General features: G+C 41.4%; 21 protein-coding genes and 2 pseudogenes. 17 read left to right on the forward strand and 6 right to left on the reverse strand.

Going from position 1 to position 15,393, the window contains the following annotated elements; all coding sequences use genetic code 11:
* The first annotated feature begins 15 nt into the window (after window positions 1-15).
* The 4 genes from essA to QA442_RS05830 all read left to right on the forward strand — a co-directional run bounded on the left by essA (window position 16) and on the right by QA442_RS05830 (window position 2,407).
* A complete protein-coding gene (essA, locus tag QA442_RS05815) occupies window positions 16-471 on the forward strand; it encodes a type VII secretion protein EssA (protein ID WP_095432020.1) in 456 nt (151 codons plus the stop codon).
* A gap of 62 nt (window positions 472-533) precedes the next feature.
* Window positions 534-1,265, forward strand: coding sequence for a (S)-benzoin forming benzil reductase (locus QA442_RS05820; protein WP_095431810.1), 732 nt, complete (start codon window positions 534-536; stop codon window positions 1,263-1,265).
* A gap of 197 nt (window positions 1,266-1,462) precedes the next feature.
* Window positions 1,463-1,993, forward strand: coding sequence for an HD domain-containing protein (locus QA442_RS05825; RefSeq protein WP_003244444.1), 531 nt, complete (start codon window positions 1,463-1,465; stop codon window positions 1,991-1,993).
* A 177-nt stretch (window positions 1,994-2,170) separates the two neighbouring features.
* Window positions 2,171-2,407, forward strand: coding sequence for a YuzF family protein (locus QA442_RS05830; protein ID WP_003220677.1), 237 nt, complete (start codon window positions 2,171-2,173; stop codon window positions 2,405-2,407).
* Window positions 2,408-2,447: 40 nt separating this feature from the next.
* On the opposite strand, the pseudogene QA442_RS05835 reads toward QA442_RS05830, so the two are convergent.
* Window positions 2,448-2,838: pseudogene (locus QA442_RS05835) on the reverse strand (DUF2283 domain-containing protein).
* 114 nt (window positions 2,839-2,952) lie between these two features.
* Here QA442_RS05835 and QA442_RS05840 point away from each other — a divergent pair.
* The 7 genes and pseudogenes from QA442_RS05840 to pdeH all read left to right on the forward strand — a co-directional run bounded on the left by QA442_RS05840 (window position 2,953) and on the right by pdeH (window position 8,633).
* Window positions 2,953-4,062: an AI-2E family transporter gene (locus QA442_RS05840; RefSeq protein ID WP_279473831.1), complete on the forward strand. Its 1,110-nt coding sequence runs from the start codon at window positions 2,953-2,955 to the stop codon at window positions 4,060-4,062.
* Window positions 4,063-4,121: 59 nt separating this feature from the next.
* The gene (locus tag QA442_RS05845; protein WP_040082522.1) at window positions 4,122-4,343 is read left to right on the forward strand and encodes a spore germination protein; all 222 of its coding nucleotides are present in this window, start codon (window positions 4,122-4,124) and stop codon (window positions 4,341-4,343) included.
* A 72-nt stretch (window positions 4,344-4,415) separates the two neighbouring features.
* Window positions 4,416-4,662 (forward strand): annotated as a pseudogene (locus tag QA442_RS05850) (YueH family protein).
* A gap of 71 nt (window positions 4,663-4,733) precedes the next feature.
* Complete coding sequence (locus tag QA442_RS05855) at window positions 4,734-5,132, forward strand: YueI family protein (protein ID WP_095431808.1); 399 nt, start codon at window positions 4,734-4,736, stop codon at window positions 5,130-5,132.
* Window positions 5,133-5,228: 96 nt separating this feature from the next.
* On the forward strand, window positions 5,229-5,780 hold the full coding sequence (locus QA442_RS05860) for a cysteine hydrolase family protein (protein WP_095431807.1): 552 nt from the start codon (window positions 5,229-5,231) through the stop codon (window positions 5,778-5,780).
* A gap of 15 nt (window positions 5,781-5,795) precedes the next feature.
* On the forward strand, window positions 5,796-7,268 hold the full coding sequence (locus QA442_RS05865) for a nicotinate phosphoribosyltransferase (RefSeq protein WP_095431806.1): 1,473 nt from the start codon (window positions 5,796-5,798) through the stop codon (window positions 7,266-7,268).
* Window positions 7,269-7,403: 135 nt separating this feature from the next.
* On the forward strand, window positions 7,404-8,633 hold the full coding sequence (gene pdeH, locus QA442_RS05870; protein WP_014665194.1) for a cyclic di-GMP phosphodiesterase: 1,230 nt from the start codon (window positions 7,404-7,406) through the stop codon (window positions 8,631-8,633).
* Here the strand turns inward: pdeH and QA442_RS05875 are convergent.
* Together QA442_RS05875 and QA442_RS05880 are read right to left on the reverse strand one after the other, a co-directional pair.
* Window positions 8,609-8,977 (reverse strand): YuzC family spore coat inner layer protein, encoded by a 369-nt coding sequence (locus QA442_RS05875; protein WP_014665193.1) that lies wholly within the window; start codon window positions 8,975-8,977, stop codon window positions 8,609-8,611. The genes pdeH and QA442_RS05875 overlap by 25 nt on opposite strands.
* Window positions 8,978-9,091: 114 nt before the next feature.
* A complete protein-coding gene (locus tag QA442_RS05880) occupies window positions 9,092-9,217 on the reverse strand; it encodes a hypothetical protein (protein ID WP_128422565.1) in 126 nt (41 codons plus the stop codon).
* A gap of 221 nt (window positions 9,218-9,438) precedes the next feature.
* On the opposite strand from QA442_RS05880, the gene degQ reads away from it, so the two are divergent.
* The 6 genes from degQ to QA442_RS05910 all read left to right on the forward strand — a co-directional run bounded on the left by degQ (window position 9,439) and on the right by QA442_RS05910 (window position 14,236).
* Window positions 9,439-9,579 carry a degradation enzyme regulation protein DegQ gene (gene degQ, locus QA442_RS05885; RefSeq protein WP_003220708.1) on the forward strand — a complete coding sequence of 47 codons (141 nt, stop codon included), beginning with the start codon at window positions 9,439-9,441 and terminating at the stop codon, window positions 9,577-9,579.
* A 183-nt stretch (window positions 9,580-9,762) separates the two neighbouring features.
* Window positions 9,763-10,623, forward strand: coding sequence for a polyprenyl synthetase family protein (locus QA442_RS05890; RefSeq protein WP_095431805.1), 861 nt, complete (start codon window positions 9,763-9,765; stop codon window positions 10,621-10,623).
* A 12-nt stretch (window positions 10,624-10,635) separates the two neighbouring features.
* Window positions 10,636-10,800 carry a competence pheromone ComX gene (gene comX / locus QA442_RS05895; RefSeq protein WP_014665191.1) on the forward strand — a complete coding sequence of 55 codons (165 nt, stop codon included), beginning with the start codon at window positions 10,636-10,638 and terminating at the stop codon, window positions 10,798-10,800.
* A gap of 11 nt (window positions 10,801-10,811) precedes the next feature.
* A complete protein-coding gene (locus tag QA442_RS05900) occupies window positions 10,812-13,112 on the forward strand; it encodes a histidine kinase (protein ID WP_251198651.1) in 2,301 nt (766 codons plus the stop codon).
* A gap of 80 nt (window positions 13,113-13,192) precedes the next feature.
* Window positions 13,193-13,837 (forward strand): two-component system response regulator ComA, encoded by a 645-nt coding sequence (gene comA, locus QA442_RS05905; protein ID WP_003220716.1) that lies wholly within the window; start codon window positions 13,193-13,195, stop codon window positions 13,835-13,837.
* Between the two features lie 18 nt (window positions 13,838-13,855).
* A complete protein-coding gene (locus tag QA442_RS05910; RefSeq protein WP_040081970.1) occupies window positions 13,856-14,236 on the forward strand; it encodes a hotdog fold thioesterase in 381 nt (126 codons plus the stop codon).
* 38 nt (window positions 14,237-14,274) lie between these two features.
* On the opposite strand, the gene mnhG is transcribed toward QA442_RS05910, so the two are convergent.
* The 3 genes from mnhG to QA442_RS05925 are packed head-to-tail and all read right to left on the reverse strand — an operon-like array spanning window position 14,275 to window position 15,393.
* Window positions 14,275-14,649, reverse strand: coding sequence for a monovalent cation/H(+) antiporter subunit G (gene mnhG / locus QA442_RS05915; protein WP_014665188.1), 375 nt, complete (start codon window positions 14,647-14,649; stop codon window positions 14,275-14,277).
* Complete coding sequence (locus tag QA442_RS05920; protein ID WP_003228814.1) at window positions 14,633-14,917, reverse strand: Na(+)/H(+) antiporter subunit F1; 285 nt, start codon at window positions 14,915-14,917, stop codon at window positions 14,633-14,635. Before QA442_RS05920 ends, mnhG begins: the two co-directional genes overlap by 17 nt.
* Window positions 14,917-15,393 carry a Na+/H+ antiporter subunit E gene (locus tag QA442_RS05925; RefSeq protein ID WP_014665187.1) on the reverse strand — a complete coding sequence of 159 codons (477 nt, stop codon included), beginning with the start codon at window positions 15,391-15,393 and terminating at the stop codon, window positions 14,917-14,919. The genes QA442_RS05920 and QA442_RS05925 overlap by 1 nt, the downstream gene beginning before the upstream one ends.

Raw genomic sequence — 15,393 nt, forward strand, 5'->3', positions numbered from 1 at the left:
GGGATCATGATTTGTATGCTCTCCTTTTCCCTTTTCATACCCTCTGCCGCCGCTGCCCAAACCGAAGAAAATACAGATGTCGCCCCAAACCAGTATCAGAAAAAAGACATCGAAATTGATACGAATTATTTACATGAAGATACCTACTATGAAGAGAAAACAGAACTGCCTGAGGAACAGAAGGATATCTCTTTTGATAAACCGAAGGACAAGGACGCCGAGCTGATAAAAGGTTTGTTTACATCAACAAATGCCCAGGATTCCAACACGATTGCGGCCCAGTCCAAACAGCTTGGAATTACATTTGCTGAAAAGCCAATGACAAAGGCGTCATCAACGGAAACAGAGAATGAACAAGAAACATCATCATTGCTGCTGCCGATGATCTATGTCGTACTGATCCTGCTCGGAATTGCAGGTATCGTGTTCCTCATCCCAAAAGTCACAGCGCAGGAAAACAAGAAAGCATAGGCCGCGTGCTTGTGTTGTGTAAAAGCGGTGCCGTACAATAATAACGGAAAAGGAGGTTTCTAATGGAACTTTATATCATCACCGGAGCGTCAAAAGGGCTGGGTCAAGCCATTGCATCACATGCTTTAGAGAAGGGCCATGAAGTCCATGCCTTATCCAGAACGAAAGCGGATGTGTCTCACGAAAAACTGACGCAGCATCAAATAGACCTCATCAATCTTGAAGAAGCTGAACAGCAATTTGAAACATTGCTCTCATCCATCGATCCAGATCGTTATTCTGGTATTACCCTGATCAATAACGCCGGAATGGTAACGCCGATCAAACGCGCCGGCGAAGCGTCTCTTGACGAGCTTCAGCGGCATTATCAGCTGAACCTGACTGCACCCGTGCTTTTGAGTCAGCTGTTTACAAAACGGTTTGCTTCATACAGCGGCAAAAAAACGGTTGTCAACATTACATCTGGAGCCGCCAAAAATCCATATAAGGGATGGAGCGCGTATTGCAGTTCAAAAGCCGGGCTCGACATGTTTACGAGAACATTCGGATTTGAACAGGAGGATGAAGAGCTGCCAGTGCACATGATTTCGTTTTCACCAGGTGTGATGGACACTGAGATGCAGGCCGTCATCCGTTCTTCATCGAAAAAGGATTTCCACCACATTGAACGATTCCTGAAATTAAATGAAACAGGAAGCCTTCGCAGTCCGGACTTTATTGCCGGCACGCTGCTTTCTTTATTAGAAAAAGGGACGGAAAACGGAAGAATTTATGATATGAAAGAGTTTTTGTAGAGCAGATATTTTCTGCTCTTTTTTTTATAAAAAAAGGCTGCAGCCAGAGCATTTATTGAACAGCGGCATATACTGACTGAAACGCTGCTTTTAGGGTATAACAATGATGATAAGAAGATCAAAATGATGTGACATAAGAATTGAGTTTCTCTGCAAATTATGTTAGGATTCTAAAAATATCTAAAGGAGGGGTTTCCATGAGAAAGGTTACATTAATGGATGTTTTCACCCATCCAATTGCACAAAAATATCTTCAGCGTTCCGGCGTGGCACATGCGATTGCCTGCGCTTATCATGCATACAGGCTGTCTGTGAAGGCTGACATCAATCCTGATTTAGCAGCAAAAGCAGCACTGCTTCATGATATCGGCCATTATGAATGGTATACAGACGGAAAGTGGGATTATGAGAAATACAAAAGAAATGACATCCATGCCATTAAAGGGGCAGAACGGGCGCATAAGCTTCTGATTCGGCTTGGCGAGGAACCGAAAGCGGCAAAAGAGATTGCCCTAGCCATTTTGCTTCATACAGATTCCTATTTGCCTGAAGGCGAATTAGATAAAAACACGCTGCAGCAGATTGTCAAAAAAGCGGACGAACTGGATGAAGAGCCGGGTGGCCACCATCATTACCGCCAAATTGATCCTTCAACCGCACGAAAAAAAATAGAAAAGCTGGACCAATTAATCGACCAAGCCCAGGCATCCGTGATAAAGCCTGTATAAGTACGGAACAGCGGCCAGCTTTCTTCGCTGTCTCCGCTTCATCGACACTTCCTTTACACCCGCTTCCAAACGTATTCTTCTAAAATCTCCGCACCCCTTTGTTTTATCAGGGAAGCCTGTGTCATTATCCATAAGCGCGGCATAAGCTGAGATAAAACACACAAAGGGGATAAAAGTATGGTCAACCAAGGTAGTCCGCAACTGGTCTCTTTAGTCGATCCTTATGTCTATCAGACCATTAAAAAGCTCATCGGCTCAAGGTTCGTTATACAGACAGTACGAGATACGGTCAGAGGCAGACTGATCGATGTAAAACCTGACCATATCACAATTGAAGGAGCCCGAAATTCTGTTTGTTTGATCAGAATCCAGCACATGATTTCCGTCACCCCAGATTACAGTGAGCGGGTCTAACAGTGCTTGCGCATGAAAAATAGGCGTACACCGGGACGTCCTATTTTTCAGTTAAGCGCTGTAAAAACGCACTGGGATACATTGTTCCATCAAGGTCAAAACCGGCAAATTCCTGATAGTCACCATCTAAAAAACAGAAAGTGCCGCCGTACACCGTATAGCAGGAACGGACTGAAGCATGCTGGCAGACCCGAAATTGATAACCGTCTGAATCTTTTACATACAGCCGGGATTTCCCGGCAAATGGGGCACAGAGGCGTGCTGCCTCACCAAAACATTCGAATCCGGCGATTTTGCCGTCTTGGCTGATATCCAGCAGGAGACAATCATTGACTCTGAGCTCCGCAGTCCGTACATTCCTGTTCTTTTTTCAAAGGAAGAACATAGATATAAGCCAGTTCTGAATCTGTATCGTATGTCACGGCCTTCATCACCAACACTCCTCTCATTATATTAAGAGTTCTGATATGAGTTCATTTTTGTTACAATGATGGGGTATAAGTTCTTTTATCTGACAGACAAAGAAAAACTAGGAGGAACAAAGCTTGTTGAAATCAAAAGTCCATTTTTGGACATTGCAGATTTTATTTGTTTTGCTGATTATTTATGTAGCAACAAAAGTTTCATTTGTATTTCAGCCGTTCATTGTTTTTATCTCGACATTGTTTTTCCCGATGCTGATTGCGGGAATTTTGTATTTCATATTTAATCCGGTCGTCCGCCTGCTTGAGAAAAAAATTCCGCGGACATTATCCATTCTATTGATCTATTTACTGTTTATCGGTTTGCTTGCCTTCGTTTCAGCGTCAGTCGGGCCTGTCATCACATCGCAGGTGACCGGGCTGTTCAACAACCTTCCTGATTACATAAAACAGATTCAGGCGCTGACAAAGGATTTGTCTCATTCCCAATGGTTTACCTGGATGATGAATCAGGATTATGTATCAATATCAAAAATTGAACAGTCATTGACAAGCTTTCTCCAAAACCTGCCGCAAAATATCACGTCCAGTTTATCTGCGGTGTTTGGCGTCGTGACAAACGTCACGCTTGTTATTATTACTGTTCCATTTATCCTTTTTTACATGCTGAAAGACGGACACCGCTTTCCGCATTTGGCGGTAAAAATTCTTCCGGCTTCTTATCGGACAGAAGGCTTAAAGATTTTTAAAGATTTATCAGATACGCTTGCGGCTTATTTCCAGGGACAGCTGTTAATCTGTCTATTTGTCGGGACAGCGTGCTTTATCGGCTATTTAATTGCCGGACTGCCGTATGCCCTGATTCTTGGGATTGTCATGGCGATTACCAATATCATTCCTTATGTCGGGCCTTTTCTCGGTGCCGCGCCGGCTGTCATTGTCGGTTTTATGGACTCGCCGGCTAAAGCGCTGTTTGCGATTATTGTGGTTGTCATCGTTCAGCAGGTGGACGGAAACCTGCTGTCTCCTCTTGTGATCGGAAAACGGCTGAATACGCATCCGCTTACGATTATTTTGCTGTTAATCGGTGCGGGAAGCTTCGGCGGAATTCTCGGCATGATTTTAGCGGTGCCGGTTTATGCGGTAGTGAAGGCGTTCTTCCTGAATATTGTCCGCTTGATCAAACTGCGCCAGCGGTCACGCCTCGAAGAAAACGCAAAGCCCGCTGAATAGGCGGGCACCATTTGCGGCTCTTTGCATATGATGCTGTAAATCAATGCGGAGGTGGGGAAATGCCTGCAATTGTGGGGCCGATTTATATCATGTCAGTTACGGGTAATGCCGCGGCAAGCTTTGGAGACGTATTTGCGATTTCGCCCAAAAGCGTCGCTCATTCAGGGGCGGGGTCAGGCACATTTCAGCTTGGTGACTTTGTGAAGATTAACAACCAAACGAGTAAAACTCTTTTCAAAGATGCCGATATCATTGATGAAACAGTTTCGTTTAACGGGTAACAGCCTTTTCACAAGAGGCTGTTGCTTTTTTATTGTATAATATGGGTAGTCTTTGAATAGAGAGGTCATGTTATGAAAATCAGAAAAGCAAATATCAATACGCAAACCGAAATGATCACGGACGTGTATCTGCATGAAAACAGAAAAGAACTGCGCACGCTTGTAGCGGTCCCGCAACTGGAGTGGAGCACGATCATTTCCTATGAAGAAGATAAAGCAACTCTGCCTGAACGGCTGGAAGCTTCGTTGCGCCGATACAGAGGAAGCCCCTGCTGGTGAGCTGGCCAAAAAAATCATTCATTGGGTAACAGAAATGTAAACCGCGTTTGAAAGTTTAGCTCCTGCCTGATCAGGTGATAATGAAAACAAACAAGACGGGAGGACAGGCTTTTGGGTGAAGATAAAATGGATCTCTATTTGCAGCAAGGAATGTATGGGCCTTTGGAGACAAAGCCTGACGAGCGCCATTTGTTTTTAGGCTCTTTAAGAGAAAGAGTCGTTTTGGCATTGACGAAAGGACAAGTGCTTAGAAGCAAACCGTATAAAGAGGCGGAACAAGAGCTGAAAAACAGCAATAACGTCACCCTTTTGATTAATGGAGAGCTTCAGTACCAGTCTTATTCTCCTTATATCCAAATGGCGAATCGATACGGAGTGCCCTTCAAGATTGTATCTGATCTTCAGTTTCATACGCCTTTAGGCCTCGTCATTGCGGCTGACATCGCTGTGAATCGTGAATTGATATATATTCAGGACGACATTTATAATCGGTCAGTGCTGAAATCTTAAGAGACAAACGGGCCGTTTGTCTTTTTATTCATGGCAATTCACTTACAACTGGAGATAAGATATAATGTTCTCATACTGATGGCGGGGAGGCCGGCTATGAAAAAAGCACTTATTTGTATTGATTATACGAATGATTTTGTGGCGAGTGACGGAAAATTGACCTGCGGGGAGCCCGGCAGAATGATTGAAGAGGCGATCGTCAATTTAACCGAAGAATTCATCACAAACGGTGATTACGTCGTATTAGCAGTAGATTCTCATGATGAAGGGGATCAATATCACCCCGAAACCCGTCTTTTTCCTCCGCATAATATAAAAGGCACGGAAGGAAAAGATCTGTACGGAAAGCTTTTGCCTCTATATCAGAAACATGAACATAAACCGAATGTTTACTACATGGAAAAAACGAGATATTCTGCTTTTGCGGGAACTGATTTAGAGCTCAAACTCAGAGAGCGGCAGATTGGCGAACTGCATCTTGCCGGTGTCTGCACAGATATTTGTGTGTTACATACGGCCGTTGACGCATACAACAAAGGTTTTCAGATTGTTGTGCATCAACAGGCTGTTGCCAGCTTTAATCAGGAGGGGCACGCATGGGCTCTTTCCCATTTTGCAAATAGCATCGGAGCGCGAGTGGCAGAGTAAGGAAGGGGAAAAACAGTGTTAGAGTACGGATTTAAAGATGACAGCCTGTCATTGCATACAGACCTTTATCAGATCAATATGGCGGAAACGTACTGGAGAGACGGCATTCATGAAAAGAAAGCGATTTTTGAGCTGTTTTTCAGAAGGCTTCCGTTTGAAAATGGCTATGCCGTATTTGCGGGCTTGGAAAAAGCCATAGAGTATCTGGAAAATTTCAAGTTTACGGATAGCGATTTGAGTTATTTACAAGATGAACTGGGGTACCAAGAAGATTTTATCGAATATTTGCGCGGCTTGACTTTTACAGGTTCACTTTACTCCATGAAAGAAGGAGAGCTTGTTTTTAATAATGAGCCGATTATGAGGGTGGAGGCGCCCCTGGTTGAAGCGCAGCTGATTGAAACGGCTCTGCTCAACATTGTGAACTATCAAACATTAATCGCAACAAAGGCTGCCCGGATTAAAGGCGTCATCGGTGATGAAGTTGCGCTTGAATTTGGAACAAGGCGGGCACATGAAATGGATGCGGCCATGTGGGGAGCGAGAGCAGCCTTAATCGGCGGCTTTAGCGCGACAAGCAATGTAAGAGCCGGAAAGCGCTTTAATATCCCGGTTTCCGGCACACATGCGCATGCGCTTGTGCAGGCTTACCGCGATGAATATACAGCTTTCAAAAAATACGCAGAAACGCATAAGGATTGCGTCTTTTTAGTCGACACGTATGACACGCTTCGTTCAGGCATGCCGAATGCGATTAGGGTTGCCAAGGAATTTGGCGACCGCATTAATTTCATTGGCATCCGCCTGGACAGCGGCGATTTGGCGTACCTGTCAAAAAAAGCCCGTAAAATGCTTGATGAAGCAGGATTTACAGATGCGAAGGTGATTGCTTCAAGCGATTTGGATGAGCACACCATTATGAATTTAAAGGCTCAGGGAGCGCGCATTGATATCTGGGGTGTCGGTACGAAGCTGATCACTGCCTATGACCAGCCGGCTCTCGGCGCAGTTTATAAACTCGTTGCCATTGAGGAAGACGGGAAAATGGTCGACACGATCAAAATTTCATCCAATCCTGAAAAAGTGACGACACCGGGCAGAAAGAAAGTCTACCGAATTATCAATCAGTCCAACCATCATTCTGAAGGCGATTATATCGCGCTTTATGATGAGCAGGTGAATGATCAGAAGCGGCTCAGAATGTTCCATCCGGTTCATACATTCATCAGCAAATTTGTCACGAATTTTTATGCGAAGGATCTTCATGAGCTGATTTTTGAAAAGGGTATTCTTTGCTACCAAAACCCTGAGATTTCAGACATACAGCAGTATGTGCAGGATAACCTCAGCCTGCTTTGGGAGGAATATAAAAGAATCAGCAAGCCGGAGGAATACCCGGTTGATTTAAGCGAGGACTGCTGGAGCAATAAAATGCAGCGGATCCACGAAGTGAAAAGCAGAATTGAAGAAGAGCTTGAGGAAGAATAAATAAAAACTGGCCTTTCGTTCGCGAAGGGCCAGTTTTTTTATGAATATATTATTTTTCATGTTTAGACAATTTTCGTCAAAATATTTGATATACTTAGGGGTGAAAGCCGCGCGTATTGTAAGGGGGATTAATCAATGAGGGTGTTTGTTGCAAGACAGCCTATTTTTAATAGAAAAGAACAGGTTGTTGCTTATGAACTGCTGTATAGAGAAAGCGAAGAGAACGTATATAGCGCTAAAGACGGCGATCAGGCAACAACAGATTTGGTGATCAACAGCTTTTTAAACATCGGAATTGAGAAGCTGACGGAAGGAAAACGCTGTTTTGTTAATTTTACGGAAAGCCTGATGTTTTCGAATCTTCCCACCTCCTTCAATCCGAAACAGCTTGTCATTGAAATCCTTGAAGATATACCGATCACGCCGGCCCTCATTTCTAGATGCAAAGAATTGAAAAAAATGGGGTATATGCTGGCGCTCGATGATTTTTATGCAATAAACCCGCAAAATGAGGACTTATTGGAAAAGCTCATGAGCTATATTGATATATTGAAAATTGATTTTCTCAAAACAACACGAATGGAACGCAGAAAAATTTTGCAAACCTACAGCTGCAGCGGCTTAATTTTTTTAGCAGAAAAGGTAGAGACCCGAAAAGAATATAAACAGGCAGTTCAAGATGGCTTTCAATTATTCCAAGGCTACTTTTTCAGCGAGCCGCGCATCATCAGCGGGCATGACCTGTCGACTCATTTTTATTCTTACTATGAACTGCTTAACGAACTGAGCAAAGAGCAGCCTAACATAAAGCGTGTAACAGAGTACATAGAGCGGGATTTATCACTGTCCTATCAAATTTTAAAATTTTTAAACTCATCCCACAGCCGTTTGAGCCAGAAAATTGAAAGCATTCAGCAGGCCATTATGCTGCTTGGATTTAATGAAATCAAACGGTGGATCTATATTCTTTCCTTTAAGGATTTAAGCAGAAAAGGGCATTCCAGCAAGCACGAAATCATTAAGATTTCTTTGATAAGAGCAAAGCTTTGCGAGCTGCTGGCGAGGAAGGCATCCCGGCCGCAGCCTGCTTCTTATATGCTGATCGGAATGTTTTCTCTCATAGACACGCTCCTGCATAGAGAAATAGAGGAAATTGTACAAGAATTGCCTTTGAAAGATGAAGTCGGGCAAGCGTTATTAGGCCATCAAAATGACTACTACCAAATGCTTGAGCTTGTGAAATTAATTGAAAGCAACAACTGGGACACTTGCTCGGAATTAGGCAATCAACTGGACAAAGAAGAAGCGTATGAATGTTATCTTGAGGCTCTGGAATGGTGTCATAATCTTATGGACGCAAAATGATTGCGGTCCTCTGACCACCGCAAAGCAAGAATCATTCGGCTTTGCGTGCCGATAAGGCTGATATAGATGCCGTCGGGATTAAAGACCGTATCCACTTCATGCCGGACGCCCATTTGTTTGATCAGGCGCTTTATGGTTTGTTTATCGGACTGCTCGGCTGCGGTCAGAATGCGGCGCGAGAGCTCCCGCGAGCCCGCAATGCGGCTGAGCACCAGCTGAGCATCCGCAAAAATCCCTGCGGCCTGCTTCGCTGAACGGATAAAAGTATCTATATTGGAGGCAGGAGCGGGCGGACGGCGTATCTCATACGGATACACGTAAAACCAGGGATAACGATATCTCATGGGAGCACCTCACACAAAAGTGGTGTTTCTATATGTATAGATCCCCATTTGCTGAATATGACAAAGCGAAAAGACCACAACTTTAGCGTTGCGGTCTTTTTCGGTGTTTGTCGGTCAGGAAACGCCAAGAATCGCATATTCAATTTTGAAAATACGGTATGAAGGACTATAGTCTTGCTTAATAAAAATGTGAAACACGTTAAAATCAAGGGAATTAAGAATCTTTCTCAATTTGAGCAGAAATATCCGCTCTTGCCCATAGAAAAATAGTCCTGTTCTTGTTGTGATCTCTTTGAGTATAAGGACCTATTGATATTTGCGGTGTCACGCAGGATCTTTTTGCATACTTTTCGGTGAAAAATGAGCCGAAAGCAGATACACTATTAGTAACAGATCAAATACCTAGGACTCGTTCACCATACACAATTCATTGATCTTTCAAAAAAAGGAGTGTGGAAACGATGGAAAAGAAACTTGAAGAAGTAAAACAATTGTTATTCCGACTCGAACTTGATATTAAAGAAACGACAGATTCATTACGAAACATTAACAAAAGCATCGATCAACTCGATAAATACAATTATGCAATGAAAATTTCGTGAAAAAGACTTGGAAACAAGTCTTTTTTTCGTTCTATCCATACAATTAATGGATAAAGTATTATATGATTGTTAAAAAACGAAAAACCTGCTGTCCTTTAAATGTTCCATTTAGTAAAATGGAATGGGAGGGGGGAAGTCGTTATTGAGCAGATATGTTTAGATTCAGTCCGGATCAAGGAGAAAATGAAGGAGATTGTAAGCCAAAAAATAAAGAATCAGGACTTGGAACGATATCTTCAGAATTTTATTGAGTCTAAGGATACTTTTGAGTTTGCCGATTTGGCACTTCATCATTATTTAGCTTTTAACGGTCAGGATCAAAAAGCAATCGAATGGCTTGCTGCCGGAATTGAATTGCTTATACTCTCATTCGATATTTATGATGACTTAGAGGATCAAGATAATGGAAATGCTGTCTGGATGAAGATTGACTCGTCTATCGCTTTAAATGCAGTTACAGCTCTTTACACCCTTAGTATACAAGTGATGTGTCAAGCTAGTCATGAACCAGAATTTTCACAAGAGATATTGAATTTTGCGTTACAATCAATTCAAGGCCAGCATGATGATATTGTGAATGCGCCGCAAACTGAAGAAGCCTGTCTTGACATGATCAAAAATAAATCAGGAGCGCTAACGGCATTGCCTTGTGTAATGGGAGTAATGCTGGCAACAGGCAAATACCATCCCATCGTGGCTTCTTATTCTTATGAACTTGGGATTATTGCACAAATTGAGAATGATTACCAAGGTTTATATTATTTAAATAACGATTTTATTCAGAAGAAAAACACATTGGCATACTTATATTTAAGTAAACGTTTTAATTCAGCTTCTGCAGAAATCTTGAGTTGGTATGAAAATGCTGAGTTGTTCTTATCATTGAATCCCAAACAAATAAAAGAAAAATTAACTGAGGCAGGCGTAGTGCAATATTTACTTGTAATGAAACACTTGTCATTACAAAAACTAAAGAAAGAAATTGCTAGATTAGAATTGCAAGAGAATAAAATAAAAAAATTAATAACAGGAATCATAAAATAAAGGAGGATTTATATGCAGGAAATAGTCGGATACTTAGTAAAAAATCCAGAAGTTTTAGATGAGGTCATGGAAGGCAGAGCCTCTTTATTAAATATAGATAAGGAACAATTGAAAAGTATAGTTGATGCCTTTAGAGGGCTGCAAATTTATACAAACGGTAATTGGGTTCCTTCGTGAGGCTTTAATAAATGAAGGCATGGTACAACAAAGTTTCAATTATTTTGATTTTAGTCAGTTTAGTCTATGTAACTTATTTAACGTATATAAGTTCGAGTAAACTTTTAGTTGGTGCAGCAGTAGCCGAAAATCAAGACAATGAAGTCGTAATAACAAATATTGAGGAATTTTCTACGGCTTATTACTCAGGCATACAAAAAGGGGACGTCATCAAAAGTATCAATAATCAAAAAGTTAAGCGTCCTCTTGAAGTTCAAAAATATAATTCAAACCATGTGAGTTCAATAGTCGTCGAGAGAGATGGAGAAAAGGTTAGAATTAAGCCTGATTTAATGAATGATGGGAATTTTACTACTTTTGTTATCCCACTAATATTTTATATAGCCTGTCTATTTTGTTGTTTCTTCATTCTAAAAATAAATGAATCGAAAAAACTACTATCTGCTTTGATTTTAATCGTTTTCTTGTTATCAGCTTCTTTAGCATACTTAAGTGCGGGCGGATCTGCAAAGGGGGATTGGTTAAGCAGATGTATAATGGTATTCACTTTAACATCTGTAATGTTTAACTATCTTCTTTTCTTGTATCAGTATTTTAAAGAACTAGGCACTGTGTTATTTAACAAAAAAGTTTTTATACTATATGCAATTCCAATACTAAATCTAGTTTTTGAATTGTTGCGAACTCAGCTTTTCTTTAGACATTATGTGCCTAAAATAAATTTACTTTCGTTCTTTATTTCATTTATAATCGTGAGCGTATATTTTGGATCTATTTTAATTAAAAGTAAGGATACTGAACAAGCACATATTATAAAAGTTCTTACCATAATTAATATCTTATCTTTTTCGCCGTTTTTGTTTTTATATATAATACCTTATGTATTCTTAAGCACTGATGGAATTTCTTCTTTTATAGCTGCTTCATTTATGTTCCTAATACCATTTTCTTTGGTTTATCAATTTATGACAAATAAAATTTATAATGTGGATTTTATTTTAAGTAGGTTAAAATATTATGGAATATTAGCATTAACGCCCACAATTATTTTAGTTACGGTATTTGAGTTAATAGGAAATCCAGCTGGAGATTTCTATTATTTTAGACTGGCGATTCTGATATATATTATTATGGTGGCTGTTTTTTATTATAAAGAAGTACTTGATTTCAGATTTAGATTAAAAAGGGTCTCGGAAAAATTCAATTATCAAGACAGTATATATAAATTCACGCAGATGATTAGAGACTCAACTTCCTTGACTCAAGTATTTGAAGAACTGAAAAATACTATACTTGAAGTCTCTCTTGTTAGCCGAGCACATGTATATGAAGTTTCAGCTGACGCAAGTATTGAACTATATGATGATGCGAACGTAAATTCATTTGAAAAAGTCTATCAAAAAGAATTTAGAAAAGTAACATCCGAAATAGGGAAAATCGTTGAATTTAATAAAGGTTTTGTCATGAAGATAGGTGAACGCGGTGGGAAATCATTTGTAATGCTTTGTTTATCTAAAATGAATACGCCCCGTCTTACACTTGAAGAACTTTCTTGGCTGAAAACATTGGCTTTTTATACAAACGTATCGATCGAAAACGTCATGAAAATTGAAGAACTGATGAGTCATTTAGAAGAAATAAAACAACAAGAATCCAACCCCGTATGGCTCAAAAAACTCATGTACACGATCGAGGAAAAACAACGCTCCGATCTCGCCCGCGATCTCCACGATTCGGTTCTTCAGGACTTGATTTCCTTAAAACGCCAGTGTGAGCTGTTTTTGGGTGATTTTAAAAAGGATGACAATCCGTGCCGTGAAGAAGTGCAGGACAAGCTTGTACAGATGAATGAGCAGATGTCAGATGTGATTTCGATGACGAGGGAGACGTGTCATGAGCTGCGGCCGCAGCTTCTGTATGATCTTGGATTGGTGAAGGCGCTGTCGAAGCTGGTGGCGCAGCAGCAGGAGCGGGTTCCGTTTCATATTCGTTTAAATACCGGGAGATTTACGGCTTCCCTTGATCTGGATTCGCAGCTGAATTTGTACCGGATCATTCAAGAGTTTCTGTCTAATGCGGTCAAGCACTCTCAGGCGACGGATGTGCTGATTATGCTCATCAGTATACAAAACAAAATTGTTCTTCATTATGAGGACGATGGCGTAGGGTTTGACCTTGAAAAAAATACTGAACATTCCATGAGCATGGGGCTTTCTGGCATTAAGGAGAGAGTCAGGGCTTTAGATGGGCGCCTTCGGATTGAAACGAGTGAAGGAAAGGGCTTTAAGGCTGATATTGAAATCGAATTGTAATGGATTTATAACGGAAACGACTTGGCACAGGCCAAGTCTTTTTTATAAAATGGAAAAGAGTGAGTAAAAGGGAGGAAAACATGAAAAAGATACTAGTGATTGATGACCATCCGGCTGTCATGGAAGGCACCAAGACAATTTTGGAAACGGATTCGAATTTGTCTGTTGATTGTCTCAGTCCTGAACCGAGTGAACAGTTTATCAAGCAGCATGATTTCTCGTCATATGATCTCATTTTAATGGATCTGAATTTAGGCGGCGAGGTCAATGGGATGGAGCTTTCTAAACAGATTTTACAAGAGAATCCTCATTGTAAAATTATCGTGTATACCGGTTATGAGGTCGAGGATTATTTTGAGGAAGCGATTCGTGCGGGTCTGCACGGTGCCATCAGCAAAACGGAATCTAAAGAAAAGATCACCCAATACATATACCACGTACTCAACGGAGAAATTTTAGTCGATTTTGCTTACTTTAAACAGCTGATGACTCAGCAAAAAACAAAGCCGGCTCCTTCCTCTCAAAAAGAACAAGATGTGCTCACACCTAGAGAATGCCTGATTCTGCAAGAAGTTGAAAAAGGATTTACAAACCAAGAAATCGCAGATGCCCTTCACTTGAGCAAGCGGTCCATTGAATACAGCCTGACATCGATTTTCAATAAGCTGAATGTCGGTTCCCGGACGGAAGCGGTTTTGATTGCGAAATCAGACGGTGTACTTTAAATGTTGGGGGGTGTAGAGATGGATATGAAGCACACATTGCTTGAAGCGCTTGGTATTGAGATTGTTGAAAACACAGCGGAACGATGCGTTGCGGTCATGCCGGTGGATCATCGGACGGTACAGCCGTTCGGATATTTGCATGGAGGCGCTTCAGTGGCCCTGGCGGAAACCGCGGCGAGCGCAGGTGCACAGAACCTGATTGATCATACAACGCAAGCTTGTGTCGGTTTGGAGATTAACGCCAACCATTTAAAATCTGTTAAGGAAGGAACGGTAAAGGCGGTAGCCGAGCCCGTTCATGTAGGCAGAACGACGATTGTCTATCATATTCACATATATGACGAGCAAGAGAGGTTAATCTGTATATCCAGATGCACGCTGGCTGTCATCAAGAAATAAAAAAACAGCCGGAACTCTGCCTGTCCGGCTGCTTATTTTTATAAATAAGAATCCTTTTTTCGTTTTATCACAAAGTTTCTGATTCCGTTATAGTCATCCTGTACACTTCTCTCATCAAGCTTGACGCCGGAGTTATACGCAGCACGGCAGATCAAGTGTCCGCCGATAGGCGACGTAATAAAGATAAAGAGAATTCCAAGCAGGATTTTTGCGGAGAGTTCCCCTGACACAAACCACAAATAGAAGAAGACACCGAGCAGAATCATATTGACCCCCAATGTTGAGCCTTTAGAAGCAGCATGAGAGCGTGTAAACACATCTGGAAGGCGAAGCACTCCGAATGATGCAATGAGGCATACAAGAGCGCCAAGCAATATGAATACAGCCACAACGACCTTAGCGGTTTCGATCATTTTCGATAATCTCTCCTTTCTCCAGGAACTTGGAAAATGCAATTGTTCCGATAAATGATAAAATCCCCAGCAACAAAATAATATCCAAAAACGCACTTGTTTTCAGCAAAATGGAGACAAGCGCCGTGATCGCGATCAGATTGATGCCGATAGCATCCAGAGCCACGACCCGGTCGGGCACAGTCGGCCCTTTAATGACACGAATGACATACAAAAAGGTAGACACTGCCATAATGCCGAGTGCGATTTGCAGGATCAGCGTAAACATCAGCGGCTCACCTCCTGTATGGCTTTTTCAAAAGACTCCCGAATATCAAAAATCGCTTTTTCCGCATCCTCGATATCCATTGCATGAATATAAAGTATTGTTCTGTCATCAGAAATATCCATCACCAAGGTTCCCGGCGTTAATGTAATGAGCAGGGAAAGCAGGGTGATTTCCCAATCTTTCGTCAGTTCAGTTTTAAAAGCAAAAATGCCCGGTCTGATATTCATTTTTGGTGATAAAACGGACTTCATCACGCTGACATTGGCAAGGTACAGTTCCTTTATAAAAATGAAACAGAGCTTGATGATAGAAAACATTTTCCATAGATAAAACTGGCGAGTGAAAAAGCGCCGGAAGAAAAAGAGAGAGAGCATTCCCAGAATATAGCCTGTAATGAATCCTGCGGCGCTTGGACTGTTGCTTAAGAACATCCAGCAAAAAGCGAGAAACACATTTAATAAAATTTGAAATGCCAT

Origin of the sequence: Bacillus stercoris (assembly GCF_029772985.1) — a bacterium.
GTDB classification, from domain to species: domain Bacteria; phylum Bacillota; class Bacilli; order Bacillales; family Bacillaceae; genus Bacillus; species Bacillus stercoris.